Below are 26,266 nucleotides of genomic sequence, written 5' to 3' on the forward strand. Positions count from 1 at the left end.
AGGCCTAAGTTTAAACAATCCATCATTGCTTTTTTATTAAAATCGGAAAATGTAACCGAATCCGAGAAAGCTGAATTGCGAAAGCTGGAAGCTAAGTAGGGGCATAAGAAAAAGTCGACGGGGAAGAATCGATAATTATTTTAAATACTAGTATGCGGGCCCCCTCCGCCCAACCAATGTAGTATTAAACCCCAAAAAACCTGCACGGGCGTTCGGGTCACGCTATCGGCTGTAGTCCTCGTCCCACTAGGCTAAAGCCGTAGTGGTCCTGTGGGCTACTTGCCTCTATCGTTGCCCGATGCGCAACCTCCCCGGATAATTTCCTTCCCAACATGTCATGGTATCTATCAGGCTTGGGCAACGAATTCATGGTGCTATAACCCAATTGGGCTTTAGGAATATACAAATAAACATAGCGAACTGCCAGAGAAAACAAGTTCTTAAGAAATTAAATTAAAAAGCTTTAGCACTTTTAAGCAGTTCCAAATTAAGAAATAGAACAAATGCTATATCGGGAACTATCATTTGTAAATACCAATGAAATAGAATTTTAGGCTAATTTCCCGGGAAAACATAAGCGTAAAATTGGACTATCCACAGTGTCCAAATAGCATCAAAAACCGTTATTAACACACTGAATATAAATAAGTTGAAAACCATTGTTCAACCCTATTGGAGTTTTTTATAGGAAAGATCCGTTTGTATGAATCCATATAAGGGAATATTCGCCTAATCCTCTATATCAATATTCATTTTATGCAAGAACCTATGAATCAATGGAGCAAACATCACCGCTGCCATAGTTAAAAAGGCCACCCCACTAAATAAAGCATAAAAGGAAGCAAAAATTTTGGAGGCATCCGTTTGCATGGGATTAACAGGGCCCATACCGGTAAGTATCATCGAGGCATTTAATAAACTATCTATCCATCCCAAACCACCTAAGTAATGGTAACCAACTATACCAATTCCTAATGAAACACCTAATAATAATAAGGAATATAAAACAAATTTTAGCTGGCGCTGAACATACTTCCTCGAACTAGCCAGTGGCCTTTTTGAATGTTCAAACATGAATATTATTGCCAGTTTTCGCTGCTCCTGTAAACTGTTCCTTTAAAAACTGCAACCATCTGTTGGTCTTGGTTTGTAATGGTAACCTGATAAATTCCGATTTTCTCTGATAAACTAATTTCCTCAGCTTTAGCAACCAATTCCTCTCCTTCCGAAACTTTATGTAAATAAGAAATATTATTATCAATAGAAAATGCTTTGCGACCTCTAGAATTTGAGGCAAAGGCAAAAGCACTATCTGCCAATGAAAAACTTACTCCTCCATGTAAAATCCCAAATCCATTTAACATCTCTTTCTTCACCTTCATCTTCAAAACACATTTTCCCGGTTCAACTAAAACTTTCTGTATACCCAACCATTGACTAAATGGGTCGTTTCCCAGCATTTTCTCTACAACTTCTTGCGCAACATAATGCTTGTGCTGTTCTTGAATCATTAATTTCATAGGAATCTATTTTGTTAGTTATAACTACCAATGAATGTTTTTGTTTCCTTTCGCCAACTTTTTTAACAAAATACTTGGTCTATATCGATCTTCACCATATTCGTCGAACAAAAACTGCAAATTACTTAATACCTTTTCCCAACCAATTTCCTCCCCCCATTTCAGTAATCCTTTAGGATAGTTAACTCCTTTTTGAATAGCCAAATCCAAATCTCCTGGCGAAGCAATACCTAAATAATAGGCTTCAACTGCCTCATTAATTAACATGGAAATAACCCGCATAAATATCTCCTTCCCCAATTCCACATCTTCTTTTGGAACCGGTTTGGATTCTTGTTCGCCATAAGAATAATAACCTCGACCGGTTTTAACTCCAAAAAATCCGGATTCAAACAACCTTTGCTGGGTTATAGATGGCTTAAACCTTGGCTCATAAAAAAACTGAGTCCATACACTTTCCGTTACCCGGTAATTAATATCATTCCCAATAAAATCCATTAGTTCAAATGGCCCCATTTTAAATCCACCAAATGTTTTCAAAGACCAATCTATGGTAGCATAATCCGCAATTTGTTCTTCTGCTATACGAATCGATTCGCTGTAATAACTCCTGGCTACCCTGTTCACAATAAATCCGGGTGTATCCTTGGTAAGCACTACACTCTTGCCCCATGACTTGATTAATTGAACAGAAAATTCAATGGACTCTTGGGAGGTCATTAACCCAGGTATAACCTCAACCAATGGCATAATAGTGGCCGGATTGAAAAAATGAATTCCAATAAACCGTTCCGAACTTTGAAGCGAAGACGATAAAGAGGCAATAGATAAACTGGAAGTATTGGTTGCTAAAATACAGTTAGAACTAACCACTTTTTCCAAATCAGAAAACAGGGCTTTCTTAATCTCCTTAATCTCGACAATGGCTTCTATAACCAATTCGCAATCTGACAACTGTTCAAGAGTGGTACAAAACTCCAAATTACTTACTGTGGCTTGCATAGTAGCCTGGGTAATTTTCGCCTTATCCACCAATTTCTGTAGTCCTGAAATAATTGCCTTTTCAGCCTTTTCCAGTTGTTTGGTATCTAAATCAAAAACTTTGGTAACACATCCATTTTGGGCTGCAACCTGAGCAATCCCCGACCCCATGGCACCACTGCCAATAACTCCAATTACCATCCTTATTCTCCTTTAAATACAGGTTTTCTTTTCTCTAAAAAGGCCCTAACACCTTCTGAATAATCATAACTATTCCCAGCTTTTAATTGCATTTCCTCCTCCATATCCAATTGCTCCTTTAAATCATTATTATAGGAAGCATTTAGCAATCGTTTGGTATAGCCAATGCCTGCCGTTGGCATTTGAGCAAGCCTGGCGGCAAGCTTAAAAGCCTCATTTAATAATTCCGTATCGTCCACAACCTTGTAAATTAAACCCAAGCGTTCAGCCTCTTCTGAACTTATTTTCTCTCCGGTAAACATCAAGGCAGTCGCTTTCTGCATTCCAATGATACGTGGAAGAAAAAAAGTACCTCCGCTATCAGGTATTAATCCAATATTTACAAAACTCTGAATAAAGCTGGAAGACTTGCCAGCAAAAACTAAATCACAACAAAAAGCCAGATTAGCACCTGCTCCGGCTGCTACTCCATTTACTGCCGCAATAACCGGCTTCTCTATGCTTCTTATTTTTAATACGATTGGATTGTAATGCTCCCTAACGAATGTATCAATTTTTGCGCTTGGATCAGTCGCCTCAGCTAAATCCTGCCCGGCACAAAAACCACGTCCGGAACCTGTAATTAATACCGCTCTTACTTCCTTATTGTTCGATGCTTCATCCAAGGCTTCTTGCAATGAAAGCGCAGTTTCACGGTTTATACTATTAAGTACATCCGGACGATTAAACGTTAGGGTCAATACCCCGTTGTTAAGTTCTTTTAATATTGACATTTGCTATAGTTTGAAATATTATGCTCGTAAATAAAAATCTTCACCCATACCAAAAAGGTCCTTAATGACCACCTTCTCTCCATTCGATTTTCTCAGGTATCCGGTAAAAAAACCATAAGGACCTTCGTACTTACTTTTTAAAAGTATTAAATTCAAATTAACGGATGTATGAATCACCGGTTTGAATACCAAATTAACCCAATCAAATTCATCCGTTATTTTCCATTCTCCTTTTACTCCTTCCGGACGTGAAACTTGAATTGGTGGCAAAGGATGCAATTCTCCATTGAACCATAAACAATTCTCATTGTATTTATCTTGTTCAATAACCTGATTATTAGTTAAATTAAACCCAATTAGTTGATTCTCCTCTGTCCTTCCCATTCCTGTTACCCAATCGTATTCGGTTGGATAAGGATAATATCCTTTATGATCATCCAGTATTAATTGTGAATTCTCCTCCTGAAAATCCAAACTCCAATCATCCATCTTCAAATAACCCTTCATAGGCATTAGGCATTTATGCGAATACATAACCCTGCCAGCAGAAAATGGATTACAAACCACCATAGGCGTATATTCTGAGACTGAATGATAACCATGAAATTCTGCCTCCACATTGGGCATACCCCGAAATCCACGAATGGATGCTTTCAATTTTAGCTTGTTCGAATCTAAATCATGACAAGCTTCCAAATTAAAGTTATTACTCGAATAGCTGGCTATTGTATTTCCATAAAGGCTGGATGGAACAGTCAAATCCCAACTTGCTACCTTCTTTTCATACTTAGTCTTTTTGTTGCCTTGAATATCATAAACAATAAACTGTGCCAATGAAACTTTTTTGGCATTATAGATGGCAACCATGATAAAATAGCCCTTCCCCATTATTTGAAAAGCCTGCCACTCTCTCAGTTGCAGTGATTTCAAAAAATTGGGTAATGGCAAAACATAAGGATTCGGGTAATCCAAAAGATTTGCTTCCTTCACCGGAGTGTTAAAACATCCCAGTTGGTATTTACCCTGTTCAACCAATCGGCTAGGAGCCTGAGTTATGGTACGTGGGATGTAGGACATGCTATTTTTGTAAACAACAAATTAAATGAATGTTTGGCTTCGGCATTTTTTAACAATGGTTTTTTTTTGAACCAATAATCCTACTTTCGCACCACAAATTTTTAAAATGAATACTCGTTTACTTCTTGGAATTTCTGCTTCTTTATTCTTGTTTTCCTGCGGCGGAAATTCAACCGACCCAAACCAGGCTATTCAAAAGCAGGCCCAAACCTTTCTAGACTCCTACAACACTGATTATCAAAAACTTTACGCTATCTCCTCAGAGGCGGATTGGAAATTAGCTACCTATATCGTTCCGGGTGATACGCTGTCGCAGCACGAAGCCGATATGGCAGGAAAAGCCCTTGCCAAATTTACCGGTAGCAAGGCTAATATTGATTCAGCTAAAAAATACCTGGCCATCAAAGATCAATTAACTCCTTTGCAAACTAAACAATTTGAAACCATTTTATTTAATGCTGGAAGCAACCCCGAAACAGCCAGTGAAATTGTTGCACAGCGTATTTCTGCCACTAACAAACAAACCAACTTGTTGTATGGATATAAATTCACTTTGGATAAAAAACCTGTAACAACCGGAGAAATTGACGACGTACTCCGAACGTCCAAAGACCTGACTAAAAGATTAAAAGCTTGGACGGCCAGTAAAGAAGTTGGAAAAGTTCTTAAACCCGGCCTAATTGATCTTCAAAAACTCCGTAACGAAAGTGTTAAACCTTTAGATTATAAAGATTTTTTCGATTACCAGGCTCATGAATATGGCATGACCGGCGAAGAAATGGTTGCCCTTACCCGCCAGTTTGTGAAAGAAGTTTGGCCACTATACCGGGAATTGCATACCTGGACCCGATACGAATTAGCTGCACGATACAAACAACCGGTTCCTGATGAAATACCTGCACATTGGCTGCCCAATCGCTGGGGACAAGATTGGAGCGAATTGGTTGAAGTGAAAGGTCTAAGCATCGATTCAGTGCTAAAAGCAAAAGGAACAGATTGGATGGTGCATAAAGGGGAAGATTTTTACAAAAGCATTGGATTCAATGCCCTTCCTAAATCCTTCTATGAAAAAAGCAGCTTGTATCCGGTTTCCGCCGATTCATCTTATTCTAAAAACAACCATGCTTCGGCTTGGCACATGGACCTAAAAGAAGATGTTCGAAGCCTTATGAGCATTACTCCTACAACCGATTATTGGGGAACAATCTTACATGAATTTGGACATATCTATTATTATATGGCCTATTCAAATCCAAATGTTCCTCTTATTTTAAGAAGTGGGGCTAACCGTGGCTACCACGAAGCCTTCGGTACTATGATGGGATTGGCTTCTCTTCAAAAACCTTTCCTTGAAAGCGTTGAATTGATTAAACCGGGTTTGAAAACCGACGACACTCTTAAACTTTTGAATGAGGCACTTTCATACATCGTCGTTATTCCTTGGGGTGCCGGGGTTATGACCGAATTTGAATATGCCTTGTATGGCCAAAACCTCTCCCCCGATCAATACAACCAAAAATGGTGGGAATTGGTAAAAAAATACCAGGGAATTGTTCCTCCTTCTGCTAGAGGTGAAGAATTTTGCGATGCTGCTACCAAAACCCATATCAACGATGATCCGGCTCAATATTACGACTACGCAATTGCCAATATCCTACTTTTCCAATTCCATACTTACATTGCCAAAAACATCCTAAAACAGGATCCTCATGCTACTAACTATTGGGGAAATAAAGAAGTTGGAGCATTCCTTCAAAAAGTAATGGCTCCTGGAGCAAGTGTTGACTGGAGAGCTCACCTGAAGGAATGTATTGGATCTGAAATGAGTGCAAAAGACATGGTGGATTATTTCCAACCGCTCATGGTGTACCTGAAAAAAGCTAACCAAGGCAGAAAATACGCTTTACCCGAATCACTCTAATTATTCCAACCCTTAACCTCCTCTTATTTTTCTAATTCTCTGAACCAATCATGAGTATTTCTAAACCAATTCCAACCCTAGCTGACATGCGGGAAACCGCCGATTTTCTTAGATCAAAAATTTCTGCCGATCCCGAAGTTGGAATTATTCTAGGTTCCGGACTTGGAGGCTTGGTAAAAGAAATTTCCATCGAAATTGCCATCCCCTACGAAGAAATTCCAAACTTTCCGGTATCAACAGTAGAAGGACATTCCGGCAAATTAATTTTTGGCCGCTTAGGTGGTAAATTCATCATGGCTATGCAAGGCCGTTTTCATTTCTACGAAGGCTATACCATGCAACAATGTACCTTTCCGGTTAGGGTTATGAAATTTTTAGGCGTAAAAAACCTATTGGTGTCCAATGCCAGCGGCGGGGTTAACCTGAATTTCAGAGTAGGAGATTTGATGATTTTAACCGATCATATCAATCTGTTCCCAACCAATCCGCTTATGGGTCCTAATATAGCTGAACTTGGCCCCCGTTTCCCCGATATGAGCGAAGCCTACAGTAAAGTTCTGGTGGCAAAAGCGGAATCCATCGCAGAAAGAAATGGAATCAAAGTACAAAAAGGAGTTTATGCGGGTTTATCAGGCCCTTGTTTTGAAACCCCGGCCGAATACAAATATGTTCGTTCCATTGGTGCCGATGCCGTTGGTATGAGCACCGTACCCGAAGTAATTGTTGCTCGCCATGGCGGAACTCCGGTGTTTGCAATAAGTATCATAACCGATATGGGTGTAGGTGCCGAAGCCGGTGATGTTTCCCACGAAGATGTTATCCAGGTAGCCAATAGCGCTGAACCTAAAATGACCCTGATTATGAAAGAGTTAATCACTGAACTTTAATATCCTCCAAACCCTTCCACCGTGAATTCTGCCCTTACCGAAACTCATTTTAACTTTCCCGGTCAAACCGCATTCTACAAAGGTAAAGTCCGGGATGTATACACTATTAACAACGAATTGCTGATTATGGTCGCCACTGACCGTATCTCAGCTTTTGATGTTGTTTTGCCTAAAGGAATTCCATCCAAAGGCCAAGTTCTAAACCAGGTTGCCGGTTACTTCCTCCAAAATACCAAGGAAGTAGCTCCCAATTGGTTAATCGCTCAACCCGATCCCATCGTTTCTATCGGCTATCTGTGCCAACCCGTTAAAGTGGAAATGGTTATACGTGGCTATTTGGCAGGTCATTCAGCCAGGGAATATAATCTGGGAAAACGAACTATTTGCGGTGTTACAATGCCCGATGGCATGAAAGAAAATCAGCAATTTCTGAAACCCATTATTACCCCAACCACCAAAGCCGATGCCGGTCACGACCAGGACATTTCCCGTGAAGCTATTTTGGCTCAAGGCCTGGTTCCCGAAGCAGATTATTTGCAAATGGAAGAATATACCCGTAACCTCTTTGCTAAAGGAACTGAAATGGCCGCCCTCCGCGATTTAATCCTGGTCGATACCAAATACGAATTCGGACTGCGAAACGGAAAAGTGGTTTTAATGGACGAAATTCATACCCCCGATTCCTCCCGCTATTTCATCAAATCAAGCTATGAGCAAACCCTGCTCAACAATGAATCCCCTAAACAGCTTAGCAAAGAGTTTGTTAGACAATGGCTGATCGAAAATGGGTTTCAAGGAAAAGAAGGCCAACAAATTCCGTCGATGTCCGACGATTGGGTGCAAACCATTTCGAATCGTTATGTGGAATTGTTTGAAAAAGTAACAGGAAATACCTTTGTTTCGGCTTCATCAGGGCATATTGCCGACCGTGTGGAAACCAATATTAGGGAATGGTTAAAGAAAAACTATTAAGTATTTCGACAATTGTCCAAACTAAAATTCAATTACTCGGTATAAAAGCTGTTTTAAACTTTTAGGTGTTGATTATTGCCAACAAACATACCGAAATGATAGATGAATTAAGTTCACTTTTGCCTTGGAGAAGTGGCCTTATGCCTAAATTTTTATCTATTGTCCTGTTTGTTTCCCTTCTATTTGTTGGCGGCCATTCCTATTCTCAAGGTAAAATTCTGCTAACTATTATCGATGGCGAATCCAATTTACCTATTCCCGATGCCAAAGTGGATATTTTTAAGGCCGGGAAATTGGTTCGGTCGGCTGTAACCAGCGAAAATGGAAAAATTACCATCGAAATTACCGATGTAGACGAAATGGATTTGGTGGTTTCTAAAGCCGGTTACAACAAGCTGATGATTTGCGAATTGCAGATTAAAAACAAAAAGAAAGCCGAGGTTTTCGGAGCCCTTTCTAAAGGTAGTGCTTTGCAATATGCCAAAGGTTCATACTTGTTAAAACAAAAGAAAAAAGTAATGAAAACCAGTAAGCGCGCTTTTGCCAGGTTCTAATTGCGATTATTTGTTTTTTTTATTTGGCGGGTCCCATTCGCTCCAAACTTTTCGGTAAAACCTAAAACTTATCAAGGCTCATGGTCGGGCTATACGTTCCAAGTCCTCGCCCCGAAAGGGTTCGGGGCTGTGGGCTTTCCACTTCTATCCCTACCCGGGGTGCAAGCCCAAAATGACCTGCAAGAAACGAAGCTTAAGCTGTTCTTTGTTTTTTCTGCATTTCAAAAGAAAGGTAATTCCAAAGTTCTTTAAAAAAACAGTCTATTACTTTTTAGAGAATTGCATTGGCTTGAACCAATGCAAAATCAGTATAACCCAATTATGGTGAAGCCAAATTGAAGTATAAAAGATTTGCAATCGGTATTCAAAACATCCATAAACCACTACACCCGGAACCTGTTGATGGCTGTTGGGGCTTGCACCCCGGGCAACGATTGAGCCAAGTAGCCCACAGCAGCCCTCAGCCCTTAGGCGGAGGGTGGCGAGGACTACAGGCGAAAGCGTGACCCGAACGCCTACATGCAGAACTATTGGGTTGGTGCAAACTTTGGTTAGGCGGAGGGGGCCCGCCAAATAGTATTTACAAAAAATAACCCAAAATTTATGAACTTTTTGAAAAGTAATGAAGGAACCATTTTCATAAAAAAGAGTATTAGGCCAATTTTTAAGTAAAAAATAATGGAATATTGTAGACGAACCGGCATGTCAAAATGGGTATTATAGCTCGGTTTTAGTATATTCGCCCCTCAATTTTTAAAATTAAAGCTATCGAAAAAACCTCTACTCATTGATTATCAGGTAATTGAACCGATTTTTTGCATACAAGTCACACGCCCAAATTTTGGACAAAACCTTGTATTGCCATAATGTTTTAAAAATATGTTTGACTTTGTAGAAGGTAAAATAGCTGAAAAAAATCCTGCATTTGCGGTGATTGACTGCCATGGCGTTGGTTATTACCTTCCCATTTCTTTGAATACATTTTCACGAATTCCGGAGAGTGGAACCTTTAAATTGTTTACCCATTTTGTGGTGAGGGAAGATGCCCAATTACTTTACGGATTTGCTGACAGGGAAGAAAGGCAATTGTTTCGACTTCTGATATCGGTAAATGGAGTAGGAAGTGCCACTGCATTGATGATACTTTCAGCCTTGCCACCAGCCGAGCTGATAGGCATCATTGCATCGGGAAATGATGTTGCATTGCGGGCTATAAAAGGAGTTGGTCCTAAAACTGCCCAGCGAATTATTATTGAATTAAAAGATAAAGTTGGAAAAACAGGTATTGCTGCCGAACTTTTCCCGCTATCCCAAAATAAATCAAGAGAAGAGGCGTTATCGGCCCTCGTTACCTTAGGATTTAACAAGCAAAATGTGGAGAAATTCCTAGACAAACAATGGAAGGAAAACCCCAATGCACTTGTTGAAGACCTGATACGACTTGGACTTAAATCGCTATAAAAAATTGAAAATTGGCAGCACAAAAAAATAATCTTTCTCTTGTTCCTGTAATAGTGCTTACATTGGCTATTGTGGCAGTTTCTGCTGCAAAAAATCCAAAATCCTATCACAGAATTAAACGGAGTTATGAAAGTTTGATGGAAAGTGTGGCAGTAGACACGCCTGAATCGGATCTTCATTATCCCTTTCCGGATTATAACATTGACCCCAATCCAACGGTTGCTCCCAGCGGCATGCATTTAAATCCACCTTCGAATGTAAAACACGAAGTTGAATTTGACCCTGAAAGCGGCAATTACAACATTACCGATAAAGTGGGCAATATGGATTACCGTCCGCCAACCTACCTCACTTTTGACGAATATCAGGAATACAATGCCCAGCAATCATTAAAAGATTATTGGAAAAAAAGAAGCCAGGCGGAAGATTTGGCCAATCAAAAACCTCTGATTCCCAAGCTTAAAATTGATAGCAAATTATTTGAAGATATTTTCGGCAGCAACACCATTTCGATTAAGCCACAGGGTACTGCAGAACTCATTTTCGGCTTTAACCGATCTAAAATCAACAATCCGAGTTTACCTATTAAACAAAGAAAGGTAACTACCTTCAACTTCGACCAAAAAATTCAGCTAAACGTTACCGGGGAAATCGGAGATAAAATCAAGCTCAATTTTAATTACAATACGGAGGCTACTTTTGATTTTGAAAACCAAATAAAACTTGGTTACACCGGAAAAGAGGATGAGATAATTCAAAAAATTGAATTGGGTAACGTGCAAATGCCAACCAACGGAACCCTTATCAATGGTAGTCAAAGCTTATTTGGAGGTAAAGTAGCTTTGAAATTTGGGAAATTAGGAGTTACCGGATTATTTGCACAACAACGAGGCAAATCTCAAAACATTCAAGTTCAGGGCGGTTCCCAAATTACCCAATTTGATATTCCGGGCGATTCGTATGAAGCTTATAAACACTTCTTCTTATCGCAATATTTCAGAAAGAACTATGACAAATGGTGTAAGGATATCCCATTAATCGGATCACCTATAAACATTACCCGAATAGAGGTTTGGGTAACTAACAAGCAAAGTTCAACTGTTAACACCAGGGATATCGTTTGTTTTATGGACCTTGGAGAAAATCCGGAAAACCTGCACAACAGTACCGTTGGACTTACCTTGCCACAGCCTCAGAATACCGAATATCCGGGCAACAAAACCAACTACCTGTATGATAAAATGTATGGATTTGGAGATGGGATACGAAAATCAGAAAACATAATTAATACCCTCTCTCAATACACCGTTAACGGATTTATCAATTCACAGGATTATGTTTCGGTAAAATCGGCACGTAAGCTGGTTGAAGGAACAGACTTTACTTACAACTCCCGGTTAGGGTATATTTCCTTATCTCAACCCCTCAACCCGGATGAAGTATTAGGGGTTTCGTATCAATACACCATTGGAAACGAAGTATTTCAAGTGGGTGAATTTTCACAAGATGTTTCAGCTTCTACCAATACAGGAACAACTACCACAACCGTTACCCAAGATGCCATCATCTTAAAAATGTTAAAATCAAATTTGATTTTACCCAAATTGCCCACTTGGCATTTGATGATGAAAAACGTTTATAACCTGGGTGCATACAGTTTAAACAAGGAAGATTTTCAATTAAACGTTATTTACGACAATATTAGCACAGGTACCAAAATCAACTTCATACCGGAAGGTAAGCTAAAAGGAATTCCATTGATTCGGGTGCTAAACACCGACAGCCTAAACTTTCAGCTCGACAAAACGCCGGATGGGGTATTTGATTACATTGATGGAATAACCATTAATTCCCAAAAAGGAACAGTTATTTTTCCTGTGGAAGAACCATTTGGTAGTTATTTACGTGAACAATTTGGTGATACACCTGCCGATACAGCCTTAGCCAGCACCTATGTTTTCGAAGAATTATATGATTCAACCCGAACAAAGGCTATTCAAAATCCTTTGAAAAACAGGTTTAGACTGATGGGTAGTTATAAATCTGCCTCCGGTTCCGACATTTCCCTCAATGCCACCAATATTCCTCAAGGTTCGGTTAAAGTTACTAGTGGAGGAGTTCAATTGCAAGAAGGAGTAGATTACTCCGTTGATTATACCTTGGGTCGAGTTAAAATTATTAATCAACAATACCTCAATTCCAATCAGCCTTTAAATATCAGTTTGGAAAGCCAATCTTTGTTCAACATTCAAACCAAACGACTCATAGGTACACGGTTGGATTATAAGTTTTCTAAAGATTTAGCCGTTGGTGCAACTTTAATGAACCTTCAGGAAAGACCACTGACCCAAAAAGTAAATATTGGAGACGAAGCTGTTTCCAATACAGTTTGGGGGGTAGATGGAAATTGGAGAACCGAATCCAGGTTATTAACCAAGTTGGTAGATAAAATACCTTTTATCAATACCAAAGAAACCAGCACCATTAGTTTTGTAGGTGAATTCGCCCAAATAATTCCGGGAAATGCTCCTGCTATTGGTAAAGACGGAACATCCTACATTGACGATTTTGAAGGATCCCAAACCCTCATCGACATTCAAACACCACAAGCCTGGACACTGGCAAGCACCCCACAAGGACAACCGACACTTTTTCCGGAAGCAACAGTGCCTGTAAACGATATCCGTTATGGAATGAACCGGGCCCATTTAGGTTGGTACCAAATCGATGCTTCCGTTTTCTTTCAACAAAATTTACCGAATGGAGCAACAGTTAACGGTTTAAGCGATAACGACTATCGTTCCAACCATTATTCCCGTCAGGTTCTTGAAACAGAGTTGTTTCCAAACAAACAACCCCAATATAACCAGGTAATGAATCTCAACACCCTCGACCTTCATTTTAATCCGAAGGAAAGAGGTCCTTACAATTACGATGTATTGCCACAGCCTGGATTAACTGCCGGTATCGACACCAGCGGCCGATTAAAAGAACCACAATCTCGTTGGGCCGGTATTACCCGCAAAATTGAAACCCCCAACTTCGAAGAAAACAACATCGAATACATACAACTGTGGGTGATGGATCCATATTACTACGACCAATCACACAAGGGTGGTGATATGTACATCAACTTAGGTACCATTTCGGAAGATTTAATGCGTGATGGTAAATACTCCTATGAAAATGGTTTAAGCACCACGGTAAACAACCTCGATGTGGATTCATCCAAATGGGGTTATGTTCCTGCACCTAATGCCAATGCCGCCAGTATTTTTGTTTTCGATAACGATCCGGATTCCAGAACCCAACAAGACGTAGGAACTGATGGATTAAGCGATGAAAAAGAAAGATTATTCTTTAATAACAACTTCTTACAATTAATCAAATCAAACTTTGGGGAAAACTCCGGTGCCTATATCAAAGCTTTGGCTGACCCATCTACCGACGATTACCGATTTTACCTGGATAATTCCTACAATGACTATACCGCTTCTATCATTCAGCGCTACCAAGGATTTAATGGATACGAAGGAAATTCTCCGGTTATTACATCGGGTGGCGTAACAGGTTCTTATCAAACCACCCCTAACCTGGAGGATATCAACCGAGATAATACCATTGAACAAACTGAGCAATATTACCAATACAAAATCAGCCTTCGTCCCCAAGATTTAGTTGTTGGAAAAAACTATATTACTGACAAGGTGGTGGCTACCGGAAAATTGGATAATAACCAACCCAAAGATGTAACCTGGTACCAATTCAAAATTCCGGTTCGTAAACCGGAAAAAGTAATTGGGGAAATTGGGGACTATCGTTCCATCCGATTTATCAGAACCTTCCTAAAAAACTTTGAAGACAGTGTGACTATTCGTTTCGGAAAATTTCAATTGGTTAGAGGTGAATGGAGAAAATTTGAAGAAAGTTTAGAAGAACCCGGAGAACAAGTTTCAAACGACTTCCCTAACGGCTCCCCATTCGATTTGAACTATGTTAATATCGAAGAAAACGGAAATAGAGTTCCTATCAAATATAAACTACCTCCGGGAATTGAACAACAACAAGCACTAAGCACAACCCAAACCCGGAGATTGAATGAGCAATCACTTGCATTAACCGTATGTGAGCTTCCCGATGGAGTTTCAAAGGCCGCTTTTAGAACCATGGGAATCGATACCCGAACCTACAAACACTTTAAAATGTTTGTACACGCTGAAAAATATGGGACTCAGGAAATTAATGATGGAGACCTCCGTGCCTTTGTTCGTTTCGGTACAGACTTTACTTCCAACTACTACGAGTATGAAATCCCGCTTAAGTTTACACCTTGGGGTTCGGAGACTGATACAGAAATCTGGCCAAGTCAAAATGAATTCGATTTCGACTTTAGTGTATTAACCGATGCAAAAAAACAATTGCTCAATTCTGGTCAAAACCTGGCGGAGGAATCTCAACCTATTCCGCATGGAAATAACTTTATTCGAATAAAAGGAACACCTAACCTGGGTAATATTAAGATTGTAATGGTGGGCGTTCGAAATCCGAAAAAAACATCCAAAACACCCACCGACGATGGAAAAGACAAATGCGCCATTCTTTGGTTTGATGAAATGCGCTTAACCGAATTTATGAATAACGCAGGTTGGGCTACCAATTTACAGCTTCAAACCAAACTGGCCGACTTTGCCAACATCACTGCAACAGGTCATATTGAAACCGTAGGGTGGGGACAAATTCAAGAAAAAGTTTCAGAAAGAAACAGAGAAGATCTGGTTCAATACGATGTGGCAGGAACATTTAATTTGGATAAATTCTTCCCAAAAAATTTCGGATTAAAGGTACCCATGTACCTGGCACAAGGCGAAACCTGGATTACTCCGTATTTTAGCCCACTTCAACCCGACCTTCTTTTATCCGATTATCTCAATAGCATTCAAAATCCGGAAGAAAAAAAGTATATCAAAGAAGCATCCATCGACTACACCATTCGGAGAGGTATCAACTTTACCAATGTACAAAAACAAAAAAGTCCCAATAAAAAGAAATCCTATCCGTGGGACATTTCAAACATAAGCTTAACCTATGCTTATAATGAAACCAAACAACGGAATTTCACCTACGAATACAAAAACCTTTACCAATGGAAGGGTGCTATAACCTATAATTACAACCTCCAAAGCAAAAACCTTAAACCATTCCCCAAGCTTAAACTGCTGAAGAAAATAATGGATGGTATTGAAGCCAACAAAAAAGAAAAAGAAAATGATGCAAAAGGATTCTTAGATAGTGTTAAACGCAGTGGAAAAACTCCTAAAGCAGAATTGAAAGACATCGAAGCAGAGTATCTAAAAAGGAAAAAGAAGCGAGAAAACTTTGCCAAATTCTCAAAAAATTTCCAAAAGTCAGGCTGGTGGAAACCTATTAAGGATATCAATTTCACCCTCTTGCCTTCCAATTTCAGCTTTAATTCAGCCCTCGACAGACAATACAACGAGAGTTTACCGAGGAACACCTCACAATTTGCTGATATTCAAGTTTCTCCTCAATTATTCAAGAATTTTATTTGGCAAAGAGTTTATTCGTTTAAATGGGATTTAACCAAATCACTCTCCTTCGATTATACCGCTACCAATAACAGCCGTATCGATGAAGATGGTTACCGAATTAACAAAGACTCCAGCTATTACAAAACCCAAAAAGACAGTATTTGGAAAAACCTTTCCCGAGGTGGAAGAAATACCCAATTCCACCATACCGGAAATGTTACTTATGCCTTACCAATTAACAAATTCCCAATTACCGATTGGATTACCTCCCAAGTGCAATATACAGTGAATTACGACTGGACTGCCCCTTCACAATCGGTGGTTAATGTTTTGGGTAATTCCATTCAAAATTCAAGGACTAAATCCATCAACGGTAATTTCAATTTTGTAAACCTGTACAACAAAGTAGGCTTCTTGAAGAAAGCCAACCAGCCACCACCTAAAAATCAGAAAAAAGATATTAAACCTAAGGAAACAAAAACTCCTGGAAAAGAGGCAGTGCAAGACAGTACCAAAAAGAAAAAAGCCAACTTCACTCCATTTCTAAATTCAGGTTTGCGTTTCTTGATGATGGTTCGAAGTGCAGGATTTGATTATAGCGAACAAGAAGGAATTTTATTACCGGGTTTTAAGCCAACACCCAGTCTTTTTGGAAATAGCTTTTCCGGAACTACTGCTCCGGGTTGGGAATTTGTTTTTGGTTCACAAAATGAAAACCAGCTCAAATCCAGAGCTAGAGAAAACAACTGGCTGGTTACCGATCCCAATCTGAACAATAAATTTACCAAAACCTATACCTCTACCTTCAACGCAAGGTCTACCATTGAACCTATCCCCGGTTTCAAAATTGACCTGACAGCCACCCGAAACTATTCCAGAAGTAAAAGTGAATTTTACCGATGGGATGAAGAAATTAACGATTTTAATTCATTTGGCTCTCAGGAAATGGGTAATTACAACGTTTCAATTATTTCAGCATCTACAGCATTTGGAAAAAACAAACTAAATTCTTCCAACAGCAATCAGGTTTATGAAGAATTTAGAAGCAACCTCCTACCAACTGCTCAAGCCTATGCTTCTAAAAACCCTAATTCACTTGGGAATCATGAAGTTTTTAGCGATTTCCCAAAAGGTTATGGAAAAACACAACAAGATGTATTAATTAATTCCTTCTTAACTACTTATACCGGAAGCAAAACCAGAGGCGGATCTAACTTCCCCAATATTCCAATGCCAAACTGGAGGGTAAATTATGACGGATTAATGAAAATTGGATTTATCAAAAACCTATTCAAAAACTTTACTTTAAGCCATCAATACCGAAGCACCTATTCTGTTAACTCATTTACAACTAACCTGCTTGCCAGAGATTCCCTGGGCTCTCCTATTGCTATGGACAGCTCCCATAACTATATAGCAAGTAGTTACATTCCTCAGGTATCTATTACTGAACAATTTAGTCCATTCATTGGGGTTGATATGACCTGGCAAAATAGCCTTACCAATAAATTTGAGTACAAAAAAGGCAGAACCTTAAGTTTAAGTACAGTCAATAATCAGCTTACCGAAGTTCAAACCAGTGAAATTTCTATAGGCGCTGGTTATCGCTTTAAAAATGTAGTATTTCCTATACGCTTTGGTAAAAACCAGAAAAAACCCAAAAGCGATGTGAACCTTAAAGCCGATGTGGCATTCCGAAATAACCAAACCGTTATTCACCGAATTGTTGAAGGAACCAACCAGGCCTCTGCCGGTCAACAAATCATTAGCATAAAAATATCAGCCGACTACGTCTTAAGTGAAAAAGTAACCTTACGGGCATTCTACGATCAAACCATTACCAAGCCGGTAGTATCCTCTTCCTTTCCAACCAACAATGCCAATGGTGGAATTAGTTTAAGGCTTAATTTGGCTCAATAATCGCATTGAAAATAGTAACAATCCCATGCTGATGAGATTCCTTTTCTTCCTTTTTCTGTTGCCTGGTATAGCCCTTGCACAAGAAATCCCCATTAAAATCAAAAGCGAACTATACGATTCTGACGGATTAACTCCTGAATTTCACAAAGGCAGAAGAGATGCCCTTCGAGCTCTTATGCCCGAAGGCAGTGTAGCCATTTTCTTTGCCAACCCTGTTCGTAACAGAAACAATGATGTGGATTATGAATATGCTCAAAACCCCGACTTCTATTACCTAACCGGTTTAATGGAACCCAATGCTGTGGTATTAATTTTTAAGGATGAAGTTACCATTGATGGTGTAAAAACCAAAGAAATCATTTTTGTCCAAGACCGTAACCCAAAAAGGGAAACATGGGAAGGAAAACGACTCGGAAAAGAAGGTGTCCGAACCAAATTAGGATTTGCCGAGGTGCGTTTAAATTCAGAATTTGAATCCACTAAAATAGATTTCAAAAGCTTTAAAACCATCCTACCACCCTTCAACTTCCGTGATATCCGAAACGAAGAAGGAGATGGAGATTTATACGATCTATGGAAAACATTCGAATCAACTACCGAGAAATTGGGCGAACTGAAAAATTTTAAACTTCAGGAAGAACTCATGTCCCAATTAAGGATGTATAAACAACCGGAAGAATTAACCTTACTGAGAAAAGCTATCTCTATTACGTGTGAGGCAGAAAATCAATTGATGCGAGCCGCCAAACCTAACATGACTGAGTACCAAAGTGAAGCCATAGTTGAATTTTTCTTCAAACACCGTGGAGCAGAATTTGAAGGTTATCCATCTATTTTAGGCAGTGGGGAAAACAGTTGCGTTCTGCATTACAATACCAATCGTAAACGCTTTGAAAATGGAGACCTGCTACTGTCTGATGTGGGCGCTGAATACCATGGCTACACCGCAGATGTAACCCGAACCTTTCCGGTAAACGGCAAATTCTCGCCCGAACAACGAATCATATACAACCTTGTTTTAGAAGCTCAAACTCAAGGAATCAATGCCTGCTTATCGGGCAATGGATTTTGGGATCCCCACAAAGCTGCTGCCCAAGTAATAGGCAAAGGACTTAAGAAACTTGGAATAATCAAAGATGAATCAGAATATAGAAAATACTTTATTCATGGCACTTCACATTACCTTGGTTTAGATGTTCATGACCTTGGTTTATATGGCCCATTAGAACCCGGACAAGTTATCACCGTTGAACCGGGCATCTATATTCCCGAAGGGTCTGACTGCGACCCCAAATGGTGGAATATTGGCATCCGAATTGAAGATGATATCCTAATTACAAACTCACAACCCGAAAACCTCTCTGCCGGAAGTCCCCGAACTATTGAAGAAATTGAAGCCATTATGCAACTCCAAAGCCCCTTTAAAGACTTAGAATAATCATGCAAAGGCTTGGAAATAAAAAATTTCAACCAAAAATCGAGGACTTTCGAAAAAATACTACTTTTGCATTCCCAAACGGAGGGTATAGCTCAGTCGGTTAGAGCGTCAGATTGTGGTCCTGAAGGCCGTGGGTTCAAATCCCATTACCCTCCCTAAAAACAAAAAATCCTTATGCATTGCATAGGGATTTTTTGTTTTAGTCTAGGTTGAAATGGCTAAATCGCTAGCCCATTCCATTCATCCTTTTACTGATTGCAAATCTGTAAAAATCCAATTTTAACCCAAATTCTGCGATACTTTACCAAAACAGCTTCTATACCGGCATATACCAATGTAATTTTCAAAATAGCATTTTGACTATTTTTCAAATAAAATTGGCAATAGAAAAGAAGAATAAGTAATAACTATCAAATGCATAAAAGCATTTCCAAGAAATAGAACTTACCTGGAACACTAGATCATCCGAGAAGAATGCAAGAATTAGTTAGTATCTTTAAACTCAAAAGGCAAGTCGGCAATCCTAGAGAATACATGGCCCAAATCAAGGATATCGATATCATCCTCTTCATAGTACCAAGTAATTAACAAATCATTTCCTTGATCTTTAATTTGCTTTAAAATCTTCAACATATCCGTAATACATTTCGAAGATGGAGTGTTAAAGTATTCCAGTTTAAACACAAAATTAGTTCTGCCATTAGGTGAAACGGCATAATTATTCAACCAATCTACAGCAGGCTGGTAAAAGCCTTTAGCATTTAAGGGAAAGGAACGACCTGAAACTTCGAAATGACCATTGGCCGGATCAAAGATAATGGTAGGTGTATCTTTGGTTGAAGCTATGTTAAGTGGTTCTAAGGTAGCGGCCATCGTTAATTATCTGAACCTTTTATTTGAAGGTGATTACACAAAAGTAGTTGGCAAATGTAATAATCCAATAATACGAAAAAAAATTATTAACCCATAAATGTCAATTCCAACTCTACCCTTCCGCAACTCGCCTAATACCTAAGCCTTCGAAACTTCCTTGACTTTAAAAAAGCTAGCTTTTTTACAACAAAATAGAAAATATTGCCCTGTTTTTTCTTCAAAACAAGTCAACTTTTTGTTAAATTGCGACTACTTTTTTGTTTAAGGCTGAGTTTTAGGATGGTACTTGGCTCTAAACTCATCCCAACTTTGCGACAGGTAATAATTCTCATTAAAATAAACCAGCATAGCTTCAAAATCCGGAGCTCCCATATATCCCGGAACCGCGCTGTACAATTCCAACTTCTCGTTTAACAAACTGGTTGTAGGATAAGCAGCCTTGTTATTCATCAGTTTCAAGGCCAAGGAATGGGTTTGCTTTCTCGGATTTACCTGAACCAACGCAAAACTATCCCCTTTAAAAACTACAGGTGCATTTTTTTCGGCATTAAACTTCACGGCATAATAATGCTTATTAATATAGTCCGAAACAATTTTATTACTATAAACATCAGCATCTAATTTCTTACACCATCCGCACCAATCGGTATAAAAATCAACTATTACCTTACGTGCTTCCTTTTTCTGGGCTTCCTGCATTTGCTCAAAACTTAACCAATTAACCTGAGCGTTTCCGTTAAATGTTGTCAAGGCCAAAATTACCCCAACCAATATCGATTTTATGCGTTTCATATTCAAAACTCTAAATAAAGAAATATTCCTTTATAACCCCGCAAATTACAATCATTATGCCGAAATTCTATTCCCTCTCCATCTTCATCACTTTTAAAACATTTGGGCATGTCGATTTTTTAACTTTTTATTGGGGGGGTCCCATTCGCAGCAGTTTATCACTTTGCACCAACAATTTCCGGGCTCATGGTCGGGCTATCGCCTGTACTCCTCGTCGCCCTTGGCTAACGCCGCAGGCTCCTGTGGGGTACTTGGCTCTATCCCTACCCCGGATTAGTGCAAACCTTTAACTCATCGCATTTATCCTATAAACTCAGTAATTTCGAAAAAAAACATAGCTTTGCCTTGTTAATGCAACTAATTAAGTCCATTCCAACTACTCCCTTCTTTCGGGCTAATTGCTTGGTTTTTATAACCTTGCTTCTTTCATTCTTCACAGGTTTTTCTCAGCAAAAAATCAATCTTACCTATAACAAACCGGTTTTGAAGGAGGATTTCAACGAAGAAAACAAAAACTGGAACTACCAAACTACCTACGAAAATTTCTTTGTAGTAGATAAAGGCGACCTATTCCTTAACCGACTCAACCCAACCAATCCCTACGCCTTTATTTCCAATTGGGAAAACCCTTTAACTACTTTTCAAATTCGTGCTGCACTTAAATTAGCTCCCGAACAAGGAAAAGAACAAACCATTGGAATAATATTTCTGGTTCAAAAAGATGGAAACAGTGCAGTAGTGATGGAATTTAACCGCGATAAAGAATACCGAATTAAAAAACTGGTGAGCGGGAAATACTACAAATACCTTTCAGGCAGTAAAGAAAACCAAGGTTGGGTAAAAACAACCCTTTTAAGTTCTAAAGACGAATACAATGAGTTGGATATTCGAGTTAAGGATGGACAAATTGACTTTTACATCAATAAAAAATTCGTCAATTCCTTCACCCTCGACAATATGTTGGCCGGAAATTTAGGAATGCTTATTGGTCCTAATACCAAAGCAAGAATTGATTATTTCAATGTTTATGGAACCAGTAATGCAGGCGATTCCCTTCAAAACCTGAACGGAACCTATGTAAACCGCCTCCACGGCGAAGAGCTAATTGCCAAACAACAAGCTGATATCGACTCCCTGAAAGCGGAATTAAGAAATTCAACTCAAAACTTCGTCGACTACCGGAAAGACCGGGACTTAGAATACAACCGAATGAAGGAGCTTCTGGATAAATACATCCGTCTAAACGACTCCCTCGAAATTCGTGCCCGCAAATTGACCTACCTCGAAGACGAAATGCTACGAGGAATAGATAACGATTTACTATTAACTCTAACTACCGAATTAAGGGAACAAATTCGCAAAAACCAAAATCTCGAAGCACAGGTTGAAGGATACAAGGATTCAATCTTCTACATGAATAAACGCTTTCAGGAATTAAAAGTAAAACTCTTATCCACAGTTATTGAAAAACGTAGCGCAGAAGTAAAAGCTAGAGAAGAGGAAGAAAGCAAACTTAAGAAACCGGATAATTCTCCTAAAAACGACCTTTCCAAGGCACTTCCAAAAGACCAATCCAAAACTACATCTGCCAATACCAACGATACTAAAGCACAAGCTACCAATAAGTCAAACGCCCGAAAAAAAGAAGAAGATAAAGCTGAACCAGAGATTCAGGCACCAACCAACGATCCTATCAAACCCAATCCACGTTCAAAAAACACCACCAACAAAGTTGATTCTACCAAACTCGCCTTGCCCTTGTTGATGGATAGCATGAACAAAGAACCTAAACCCATTCCTTCCAGGGTTAAAAAAGCGAAGAAAGGAAACCGACAATAATTTTACCAACCTGATCGAATGTCTGTACATACCAATATAAAAAAGGTCACTACCCATACCCTGTTAGAAATGAAACGCAGGGGAGAAAAAATCTCCATGCTGACCGCTTATGATTTTTCCATGGCCCGTATTATCGATGCAGCCGGAATGGATGTTATTCTGGTAGGTGACTCTGCCAGTAATGTAATGGCAGGTCATGAAACAACTTTACCAATTACTTTAGATCAAATGATCTACCATGCCTCTTCTGTTATCCGTGCTGTTGAAAGAGCCTTGGTAGTAGTAGATCTTCCATTTGGTTCATACCAAGGAAATTCAAAAGAAGCACTCAACAGCGCCATCCGAATTATGAAAGAATCAGGTGCACATGCTGTAAAACTAGAAGGTGGTTTTGAAATTAAAGAAAGTATCGAACGTATTCTTACCGCCGGAATTCCGGTGATGGGTCACCTTGGTTTAACCCCCCAAAGCATTTACAAATTTGGAACCTACACCGTAAGAGCCAAAGAAGAAATGGAAGCCAAACGCCTAATCGAAGATGCACATAAATTACAAGATTATGGCTGTTTTGCCATAGTACTTGAAAAAATACCGGCTACCTTAGCTACTCAGGTTTCTCAAGAATTAACCATACCAACAATTGGAATTGGCGCCGGAAATGGTACCGATGGACAAGTATTGGTTTCACACGATATGTTAGGAATCAATAAAGGGTTTTCACCCAGGTTTTTACGTCGCTACCTCAACCTGTACGAAGACATAGGCAATGCCGTTAAAAGGTATGTGGAAGATGTGAAATCAAAGGATTTTCCTAACCAAAATGAACAATATTAAGCTGCCATGTCAGAGAAAGAAAGTGCTAAATCAAACTCTGCTTTTGCACAAGTAAATCCAAACGTATCAGTCGATTGTGTCATTTTCGGATTTGATGGTACCGACCTCAAAGTACTCGTAATTCAACGAAAAGCCAAACCGGATGACAACCCCAAAGAATCTGAATTTGGATTGGCTCTTCCGGGTAACTTAGTTAGAGATGATGAAAGTCTGGATCAGGCAGCTAACAGGGTACTCTTCGAACTGACGGGATTAGAAAACATTTACCTCGAACAGTTTCACACCTTTGGTGACCCTCACCGGGTTAAAGGAAGCAGGGATGTGGAATGGCTCTCCAGATTTAGACAAAATCCGGATGCAAGAGTTATTACTGTTGCCTATTACTCCCTTATCAAATTACCTTCCTTTGAATTGGAAGCAGGAAGCGATTCCTTTGCAAAAAAACCGGTTTGGTATTCGGTGAATGCTGTTCCGGGCTTAGGATTCGACCATAACCTCATTGTAAACAAAGCCATTGAGATGCTTAAAGAAAAAATGCGTTTCCATCCCATTGGTTTCGAATTACTTCCCAAAAAATTTACCCTGACTCAACTCCAAAAATTGTACGAAGTAATTATCGGCAAACCCTTGGACAAACGCAATTTCAGAAGAAGGGTCCTCAATTATGGTTTTTTAGTACCACAAGACGAAAAACAAACCAATGTGAGTCATAAACCGGCCATGTTGTATAAGTTCAACAAGAAAAAGTATGAACAGTTTTTCCGCAGCGATTTTGATTTCTAAGCTTCCATGAAATTGCTTGAAAGTTTAGAAAAGCTCTCGTTACCCAAGCTATGCCTGGCCCTTTTTATGTTTGCCCTTGTTTGGCTTATTCCTAACCTTGGCTTGGTTCATCTCTTTGATTGGGACGAAATTAACTTCGCCGAATGTGCCCGCGAAATGTTAGTTTCGGGCGATTACCTGACTGTTCAAATTGATTTCAAACCATTTTGGGAAAAACCACCCTTTTTTATTTGGCTTCAGGCTCTCAGCATGAAACTATTTGGGGTAAATGAATTTGCTGCCCGATTTCCCAATGCTATTGCCGGAGCAATTTCCATGGTCTTACTTTTCTTACTGGGAAACCATTTGCATCATAAAAAATTCGGAATTCTTTGGTCTTTTTCCTTCTTGGGATGCTTGCTCCCTCAATTTTATTTTCACTCCGGAATTATCGACCCTTGGTTTAACTTTTTCATCTTTACCTCTCTGGTCACCTTGTACTTTTTTGTATTTGAAAAAGCAAGTTGGTCCTTGCTACTTGCCTCGGCCTTTTCGGGAGGTTTAGCTATTTTAACCAAAGGTCCGGCAGCATTGATTGTACTTGGCGGAACTTCTTTTGTTCTTGCCCTGTTTTTCCCCCGACAAATCTTTCAAAAATGGCTTTACCTATTTGGTTGGCTATTCCTAGTATTGTTGGTAGGTGGAGCTTGGTTTTTTTGGCTTTACCTTGACGGGAAAAGTGCAGTAATTCAGGAATTTATTCATTACCAAATCAGGCTTTTCCAAACCGGTGAAGCCGGACATGCACAACCCTGGTATTATCACCCGGTGGTGTTGCTAATTGGATGTTTCCCCCTGAGCATTCCCTTTTTAGCCAACCAAATGTCTATTTTTAAAACCGGAAAAGAATGGTTTAAACAACCCTTTCAGGTATTGATGTTTGCTTTTTTTTGGTTTTCACTTATCCTGTTTTCCCTGGCAACAACCAAAATTGTACATTATTCTTCGCTTTGTTATTATTCTATCACCTATTTTGGTATTACATACTTGCTTCAGGAGAAGCAATCAAAATGGGTTGCCCCAATCAATTTAACCCTTGGATTGGTTTGGGCGCTCATCCTGTTTGCAATTCCGATTGCCGGATCTTATATTCAATCCCATTATCAACAAATCGTTTCATCAGGTATTATCCGCGACGCCTTTGCTTTAGAGAATTTAAAGGCTGAGCCAGTTTGGGATTGGTTGGATTATTTACCATTTATTTGGCTTAGTATCGCCTTGGGTGTAAGTGTGTTTTTATATCTGAAAAACAAATTGTTGTCATCCTTTGTAACCCAAATGTTGGGTATCACTTTGGCACTACCGCTCATTTTAGGGACCTTTCTTGCCAAAATTGAGGCCATTACGCAAGGAGCTGTAATTGAATTTTACCAAAGCAAGCAGAATCAAAATATAGAAATACGGACCATGGCGTATAAATCCTATGCTCCATATTTTTATGCCCAAAAAGGCAACTTACCCAAAACAGACACCTTGTGGATGGCAAAATCCACTGCAAAACAAGAACTTCAACAAGCACATAGCCATTGGAAAGTAGTTTGGGAGAAAAATGGATTTGTTGCCTTTCAAACCAAACACTAAAACCGAATGAAAAGCTAAACTAACTCAGGAATCCATTCAATCTTTTAGATTTAGCTATCTCCAAACAAACCAATTCTTAGCCCAAAAACTCCTCGGGAAAATAGATGCTGATTGGGTTTGCACCCCGGGCAACGATTGAGCCAGCCAGCCCACAGGAGCCCGCAGCCCCAAGGCGGAGGGCGACGAGGACTAGCGGCGAAAGCGTGACCCGAACGCCATGCAATTACCTAGGCAAATGCACCAAAACAGGTTGGCGGAGGGGGCCCGCATA

18 protein-coding genes and 1 tRNA gene are annotated in these 26,266 nt (G+C 39.5%); 12 read left to right on the forward strand and 7 right to left on the reverse strand.

Translation table 11 applies throughout. The features are described 5' to 3' along the window. Positions 1–729: 729 nt before the first annotated feature. The 5 genes from K1X82_05490 to K1X82_05510 are packed head-to-tail and all read right to left on the reverse strand — an operon-like array spanning position 730 to position 4,552. A complete protein-coding gene (locus K1X82_05490) occupies positions 730–1,074 on the reverse strand; it encodes a hypothetical protein (GenBank protein MBX7181544.1) in 345 nt (114 codons plus the stop codon). 5 nt (positions 1,075–1,079) lie between these two features. Then, positions 1,080–1,511 carry a hotdog fold thioesterase gene (locus tag K1X82_05495; GenBank protein ID MBX7181545.1) on the reverse strand — a complete coding sequence of 144 codons (432 nt, stop codon included), beginning with the start codon at positions 1,509–1,511 and terminating at the stop codon, positions 1,080–1,082. 33 nt (positions 1,512–1,544) lie between these two features. Next, on the reverse strand, positions 1,545–2,702 hold the full coding sequence (locus tag K1X82_05500; GenBank protein MBX7181546.1) for a 3-hydroxybutyryl-CoA dehydrogenase: 1,158 nt from the start codon (positions 2,700–2,702) through the stop codon (positions 1,545–1,547). Between the two features lie 2 nt (positions 2,703–2,704). Continuing rightward, the gene (gene paaG, locus K1X82_05505) at positions 2,705–3,475 is read right to left on the reverse strand and encodes a 2-(1,2-epoxy-1,2-dihydrophenyl)acetyl-CoA isomerase PaaG (GenBank protein MBX7181547.1); all 771 of its coding nucleotides are present in this window, start codon (positions 3,473–3,475) and stop codon (positions 2,705–2,707) included. 18 nt (positions 3,476–3,493) lie between these two features. After that, on the reverse strand, positions 3,494–4,552 hold the full coding sequence (locus K1X82_05510) for a DUF2804 domain-containing protein (protein ID MBX7181548.1): 1,059 nt from the start codon (positions 4,550–4,552) through the stop codon (positions 3,494–3,496). Positions 4,553–4,658: 106 nt separating this feature from the next. On the opposite strand from K1X82_05510, the gene K1X82_05515 reads away from it, so the two are divergent. The 8 genes from K1X82_05515 to K1X82_05550 all read left to right on the forward strand — a co-directional run bounded on the left by K1X82_05515 (position 4,659) and on the right by K1X82_05550 (position 19,409). Then, positions 4,659–6,473, forward strand: a complete 1,815-nt coding sequence (locus K1X82_05515; protein MBX7181549.1) for a M2 family metallopeptidase — start codon at positions 4,659–4,661, stop codon at positions 6,471–6,473. Positions 6,474–6,559: 86 nt separating this feature from the next. After that, on the forward strand, positions 6,560–7,360 hold the full coding sequence (locus tag K1X82_05520) for a purine-nucleoside phosphorylase (protein ID MBX7181550.1): 801 nt from the start codon (positions 6,560–6,562) through the stop codon (positions 7,358–7,360). A gap of 21 nt (positions 7,361–7,381) precedes the next feature. Then, entirely contained in the window at positions 7,382–8,332 is a 951-nt protein-coding gene (locus tag K1X82_05525; GenBank protein ID MBX7181551.1) for a phosphoribosylaminoimidazolesuccinocarboxamide synthase, read from the forward strand. A 68-nt stretch (positions 8,333–8,400) separates the two neighbouring features. Then, positions 8,401–8,886 carry a carboxypeptidase-like regulatory domain-containing protein gene (locus tag K1X82_05530; GenBank protein ID MBX7181552.1) on the forward strand — a complete coding sequence of 162 codons (486 nt, stop codon included), beginning with the start codon at positions 8,401–8,403 and terminating at the stop codon, positions 8,884–8,886. A gap of 879 nt (positions 8,887–9,765) precedes the next feature. Beyond that, positions 9,766–10,347 (forward strand): Holliday junction branch migration protein RuvA, encoded by a 582-nt coding sequence (gene ruvA / locus K1X82_05535; GenBank protein ID MBX7181553.1) that lies wholly within the window; start codon positions 9,766–9,768, stop codon positions 10,345–10,347. 11 nt (positions 10,348–10,358) lie between these two features. After that, positions 10,359–17,816, forward strand: a complete 7,458-nt coding sequence (gene sprA, locus K1X82_05540; GenBank protein ID MBX7181554.1) for a cell surface protein SprA — start codon at positions 10,359–10,361, stop codon at positions 17,814–17,816. A gap of 31 nt (positions 17,817–17,847) precedes the next feature. Next, positions 17,848–19,254 (forward strand): aminopeptidase P N-terminal domain-containing protein, encoded by a 1,407-nt coding sequence (locus K1X82_05545; protein ID MBX7181555.1) that lies wholly within the window; start codon positions 17,848–17,850, stop codon positions 19,252–19,254. 81 nt (positions 19,255–19,335) lie between these two features. Next, positions 19,336–19,409: transfer RNA gene (locus K1X82_05550), tRNA-His, on the forward strand. 328 nt (positions 19,410–19,737) lie between these two features. On the opposite strand, the gene K1X82_05555 is transcribed toward K1X82_05550, so the two are convergent. Together K1X82_05555 and K1X82_05560 are read right to left on the reverse strand one after the other, a co-directional pair. After that, entirely contained in the window at positions 19,738–20,127 is a 390-nt protein-coding gene (locus K1X82_05555) for a DUF1987 domain-containing protein (protein MBX7181556.1), read from the reverse strand. A 261-nt stretch (positions 20,128–20,388) separates the two neighbouring features. Further along, the gene (locus K1X82_05560) at positions 20,389–20,919 is read right to left on the reverse strand and encodes a thioredoxin fold domain-containing protein (protein ID MBX7181557.1); all 531 of its coding nucleotides are present in this window, start codon (positions 20,917–20,919) and stop codon (positions 20,389–20,391) included. Between the two features lie 351 nt (positions 20,920–21,270). Here K1X82_05560 and K1X82_05565 point away from each other — a divergent pair, with 351 nt between their 5' ends. The 4 genes from K1X82_05565 to K1X82_05580 are packed head-to-tail and all read left to right on the forward strand — an operon-like array spanning position 21,271 to position 25,995. Then, on the forward strand, positions 21,271–22,758 hold the full coding sequence (locus K1X82_05565; GenBank protein ID MBX7181558.1) for a hypothetical protein: 1,488 nt from the start codon (positions 21,271–21,273) through the stop codon (positions 22,756–22,758). A gap of 18 nt (positions 22,759–22,776) precedes the next feature. Continuing rightward, entirely contained in the window at positions 22,777–23,592 is an 816-nt protein-coding gene (gene panB, locus K1X82_05570; protein MBX7181559.1) for a 3-methyl-2-oxobutanoate hydroxymethyltransferase, read from the forward strand. Between the two features lie 6 nt (positions 23,593–23,598). After that, positions 23,599–24,375, forward strand: coding sequence for an NUDIX hydrolase (locus tag K1X82_05575; protein ID MBX7181560.1), 777 nt, complete (start codon positions 23,599–23,601; stop codon positions 24,373–24,375). Between the two features lie 6 nt (positions 24,376–24,381). Then, positions 24,382–25,995 (forward strand): glycosyltransferase family 39 protein, encoded by a 1,614-nt coding sequence (locus tag K1X82_05580; GenBank protein MBX7181561.1) that lies wholly within the window; start codon positions 24,382–24,384, stop codon positions 25,993–25,995. The last annotated feature ends 271 nt before the right edge of the window (positions 25,996–26,266 follow it).

It is taken from the genome of Bacteroidia bacterium (genome assembly GCA_019695265.1).
GTDB lineage: Bacteria > Bacteroidota > Bacteroidia > JAIBAJ01 > JAIBAJ01 > JAIBAJ01.

Excerpts from the sequence above, each read along its gene's own strand:
- K1X82_05545 (MBX7181555.1), top strand. The coding sequence starts at position 17,848 with ATGAGATTCCTTTTCTTCCTTTTTCTGTTGCCTGGTATAGCCCTTGCA.
- K1X82_05520 (MBX7181550.1), top strand. The coding sequence starts at position 6,560 with ATGCGGGAAACCGCCGATTTTCTTAGATCAAAAATTTCTGCCGATCCC.
- paaG (MBX7181547.1), bottom strand. The coding sequence starts at position 3,475 with ATGTCAATATTAAAAGAACTTAACAACGGGGTATTGACCCTAACGTTT.
- K1X82_05490 (MBX7181544.1), bottom strand. The coding sequence starts at position 1,074 with ATGTTTGAACATTCAAAAAGGCCACTGGCTAGTTCGAGGAAGTATGTT.
- K1X82_05555 (MBX7181556.1), bottom strand. The coding sequence starts at position 20,127 with ATGGCCGCTACCTTAGAACCACTTAACATAGCTTCAACCAAAGATACA.
- K1X82_05560 (MBX7181557.1), bottom strand. The coding sequence starts at position 20,919 with ATGAAACGCATAAAATCGATATTGGTTGGGGTAATTTTGGCCTTGACA.
- K1X82_05580 (MBX7181561.1), top strand. The coding sequence starts at position 24,382 with ATGAAATTGCTTGAAAGTTTAGAAAAGCTCTCGTTACCCAAGCTATGC.
- K1X82_05510 (MBX7181548.1), bottom strand. The coding sequence starts at position 4,552 with ATGTCCTACATCCCACGTACCATAACTCAGGCTCCTAGCCGATTGGTT.
- K1X82_05575 (MBX7181560.1), top strand. The coding sequence starts at position 23,599 with ATGTCAGAGAAAGAAAGTGCTAAATCAAACTCTGCTTTTGCACAAGTA.
- K1X82_05515 (MBX7181549.1), top strand. The coding sequence starts at position 4,659 with ATGAATACTCGTTTACTTCTTGGAATTTCTGCTTCTTTATTCTTGTTT.
- panB (MBX7181559.1), top strand. The coding sequence starts at position 22,777 with ATGTCTGTACATACCAATATAAAAAAGGTCACTACCCATACCCTGTTA.
- K1X82_05565 (MBX7181558.1), top strand. The coding sequence starts at position 21,271 with ATGCAACTAATTAAGTCCATTCCAACTACTCCCTTCTTTCGGGCTAAT.
- ruvA (MBX7181553.1), top strand. The coding sequence starts at position 9,766 with ATGTTTGACTTTGTAGAAGGTAAAATAGCTGAAAAAAATCCTGCATTT.
- K1X82_05500 (MBX7181546.1), bottom strand. The coding sequence starts at position 2,702 with ATGGTAATTGGAGTTATTGGCAGTGGTGCCATGGGGTCGGGGATTGCT.
- K1X82_05495 (MBX7181545.1), bottom strand. The coding sequence starts at position 1,511 with ATGATTCAAGAACAGCACAAGCATTATGTTGCGCAAGAAGTTGTAGAG.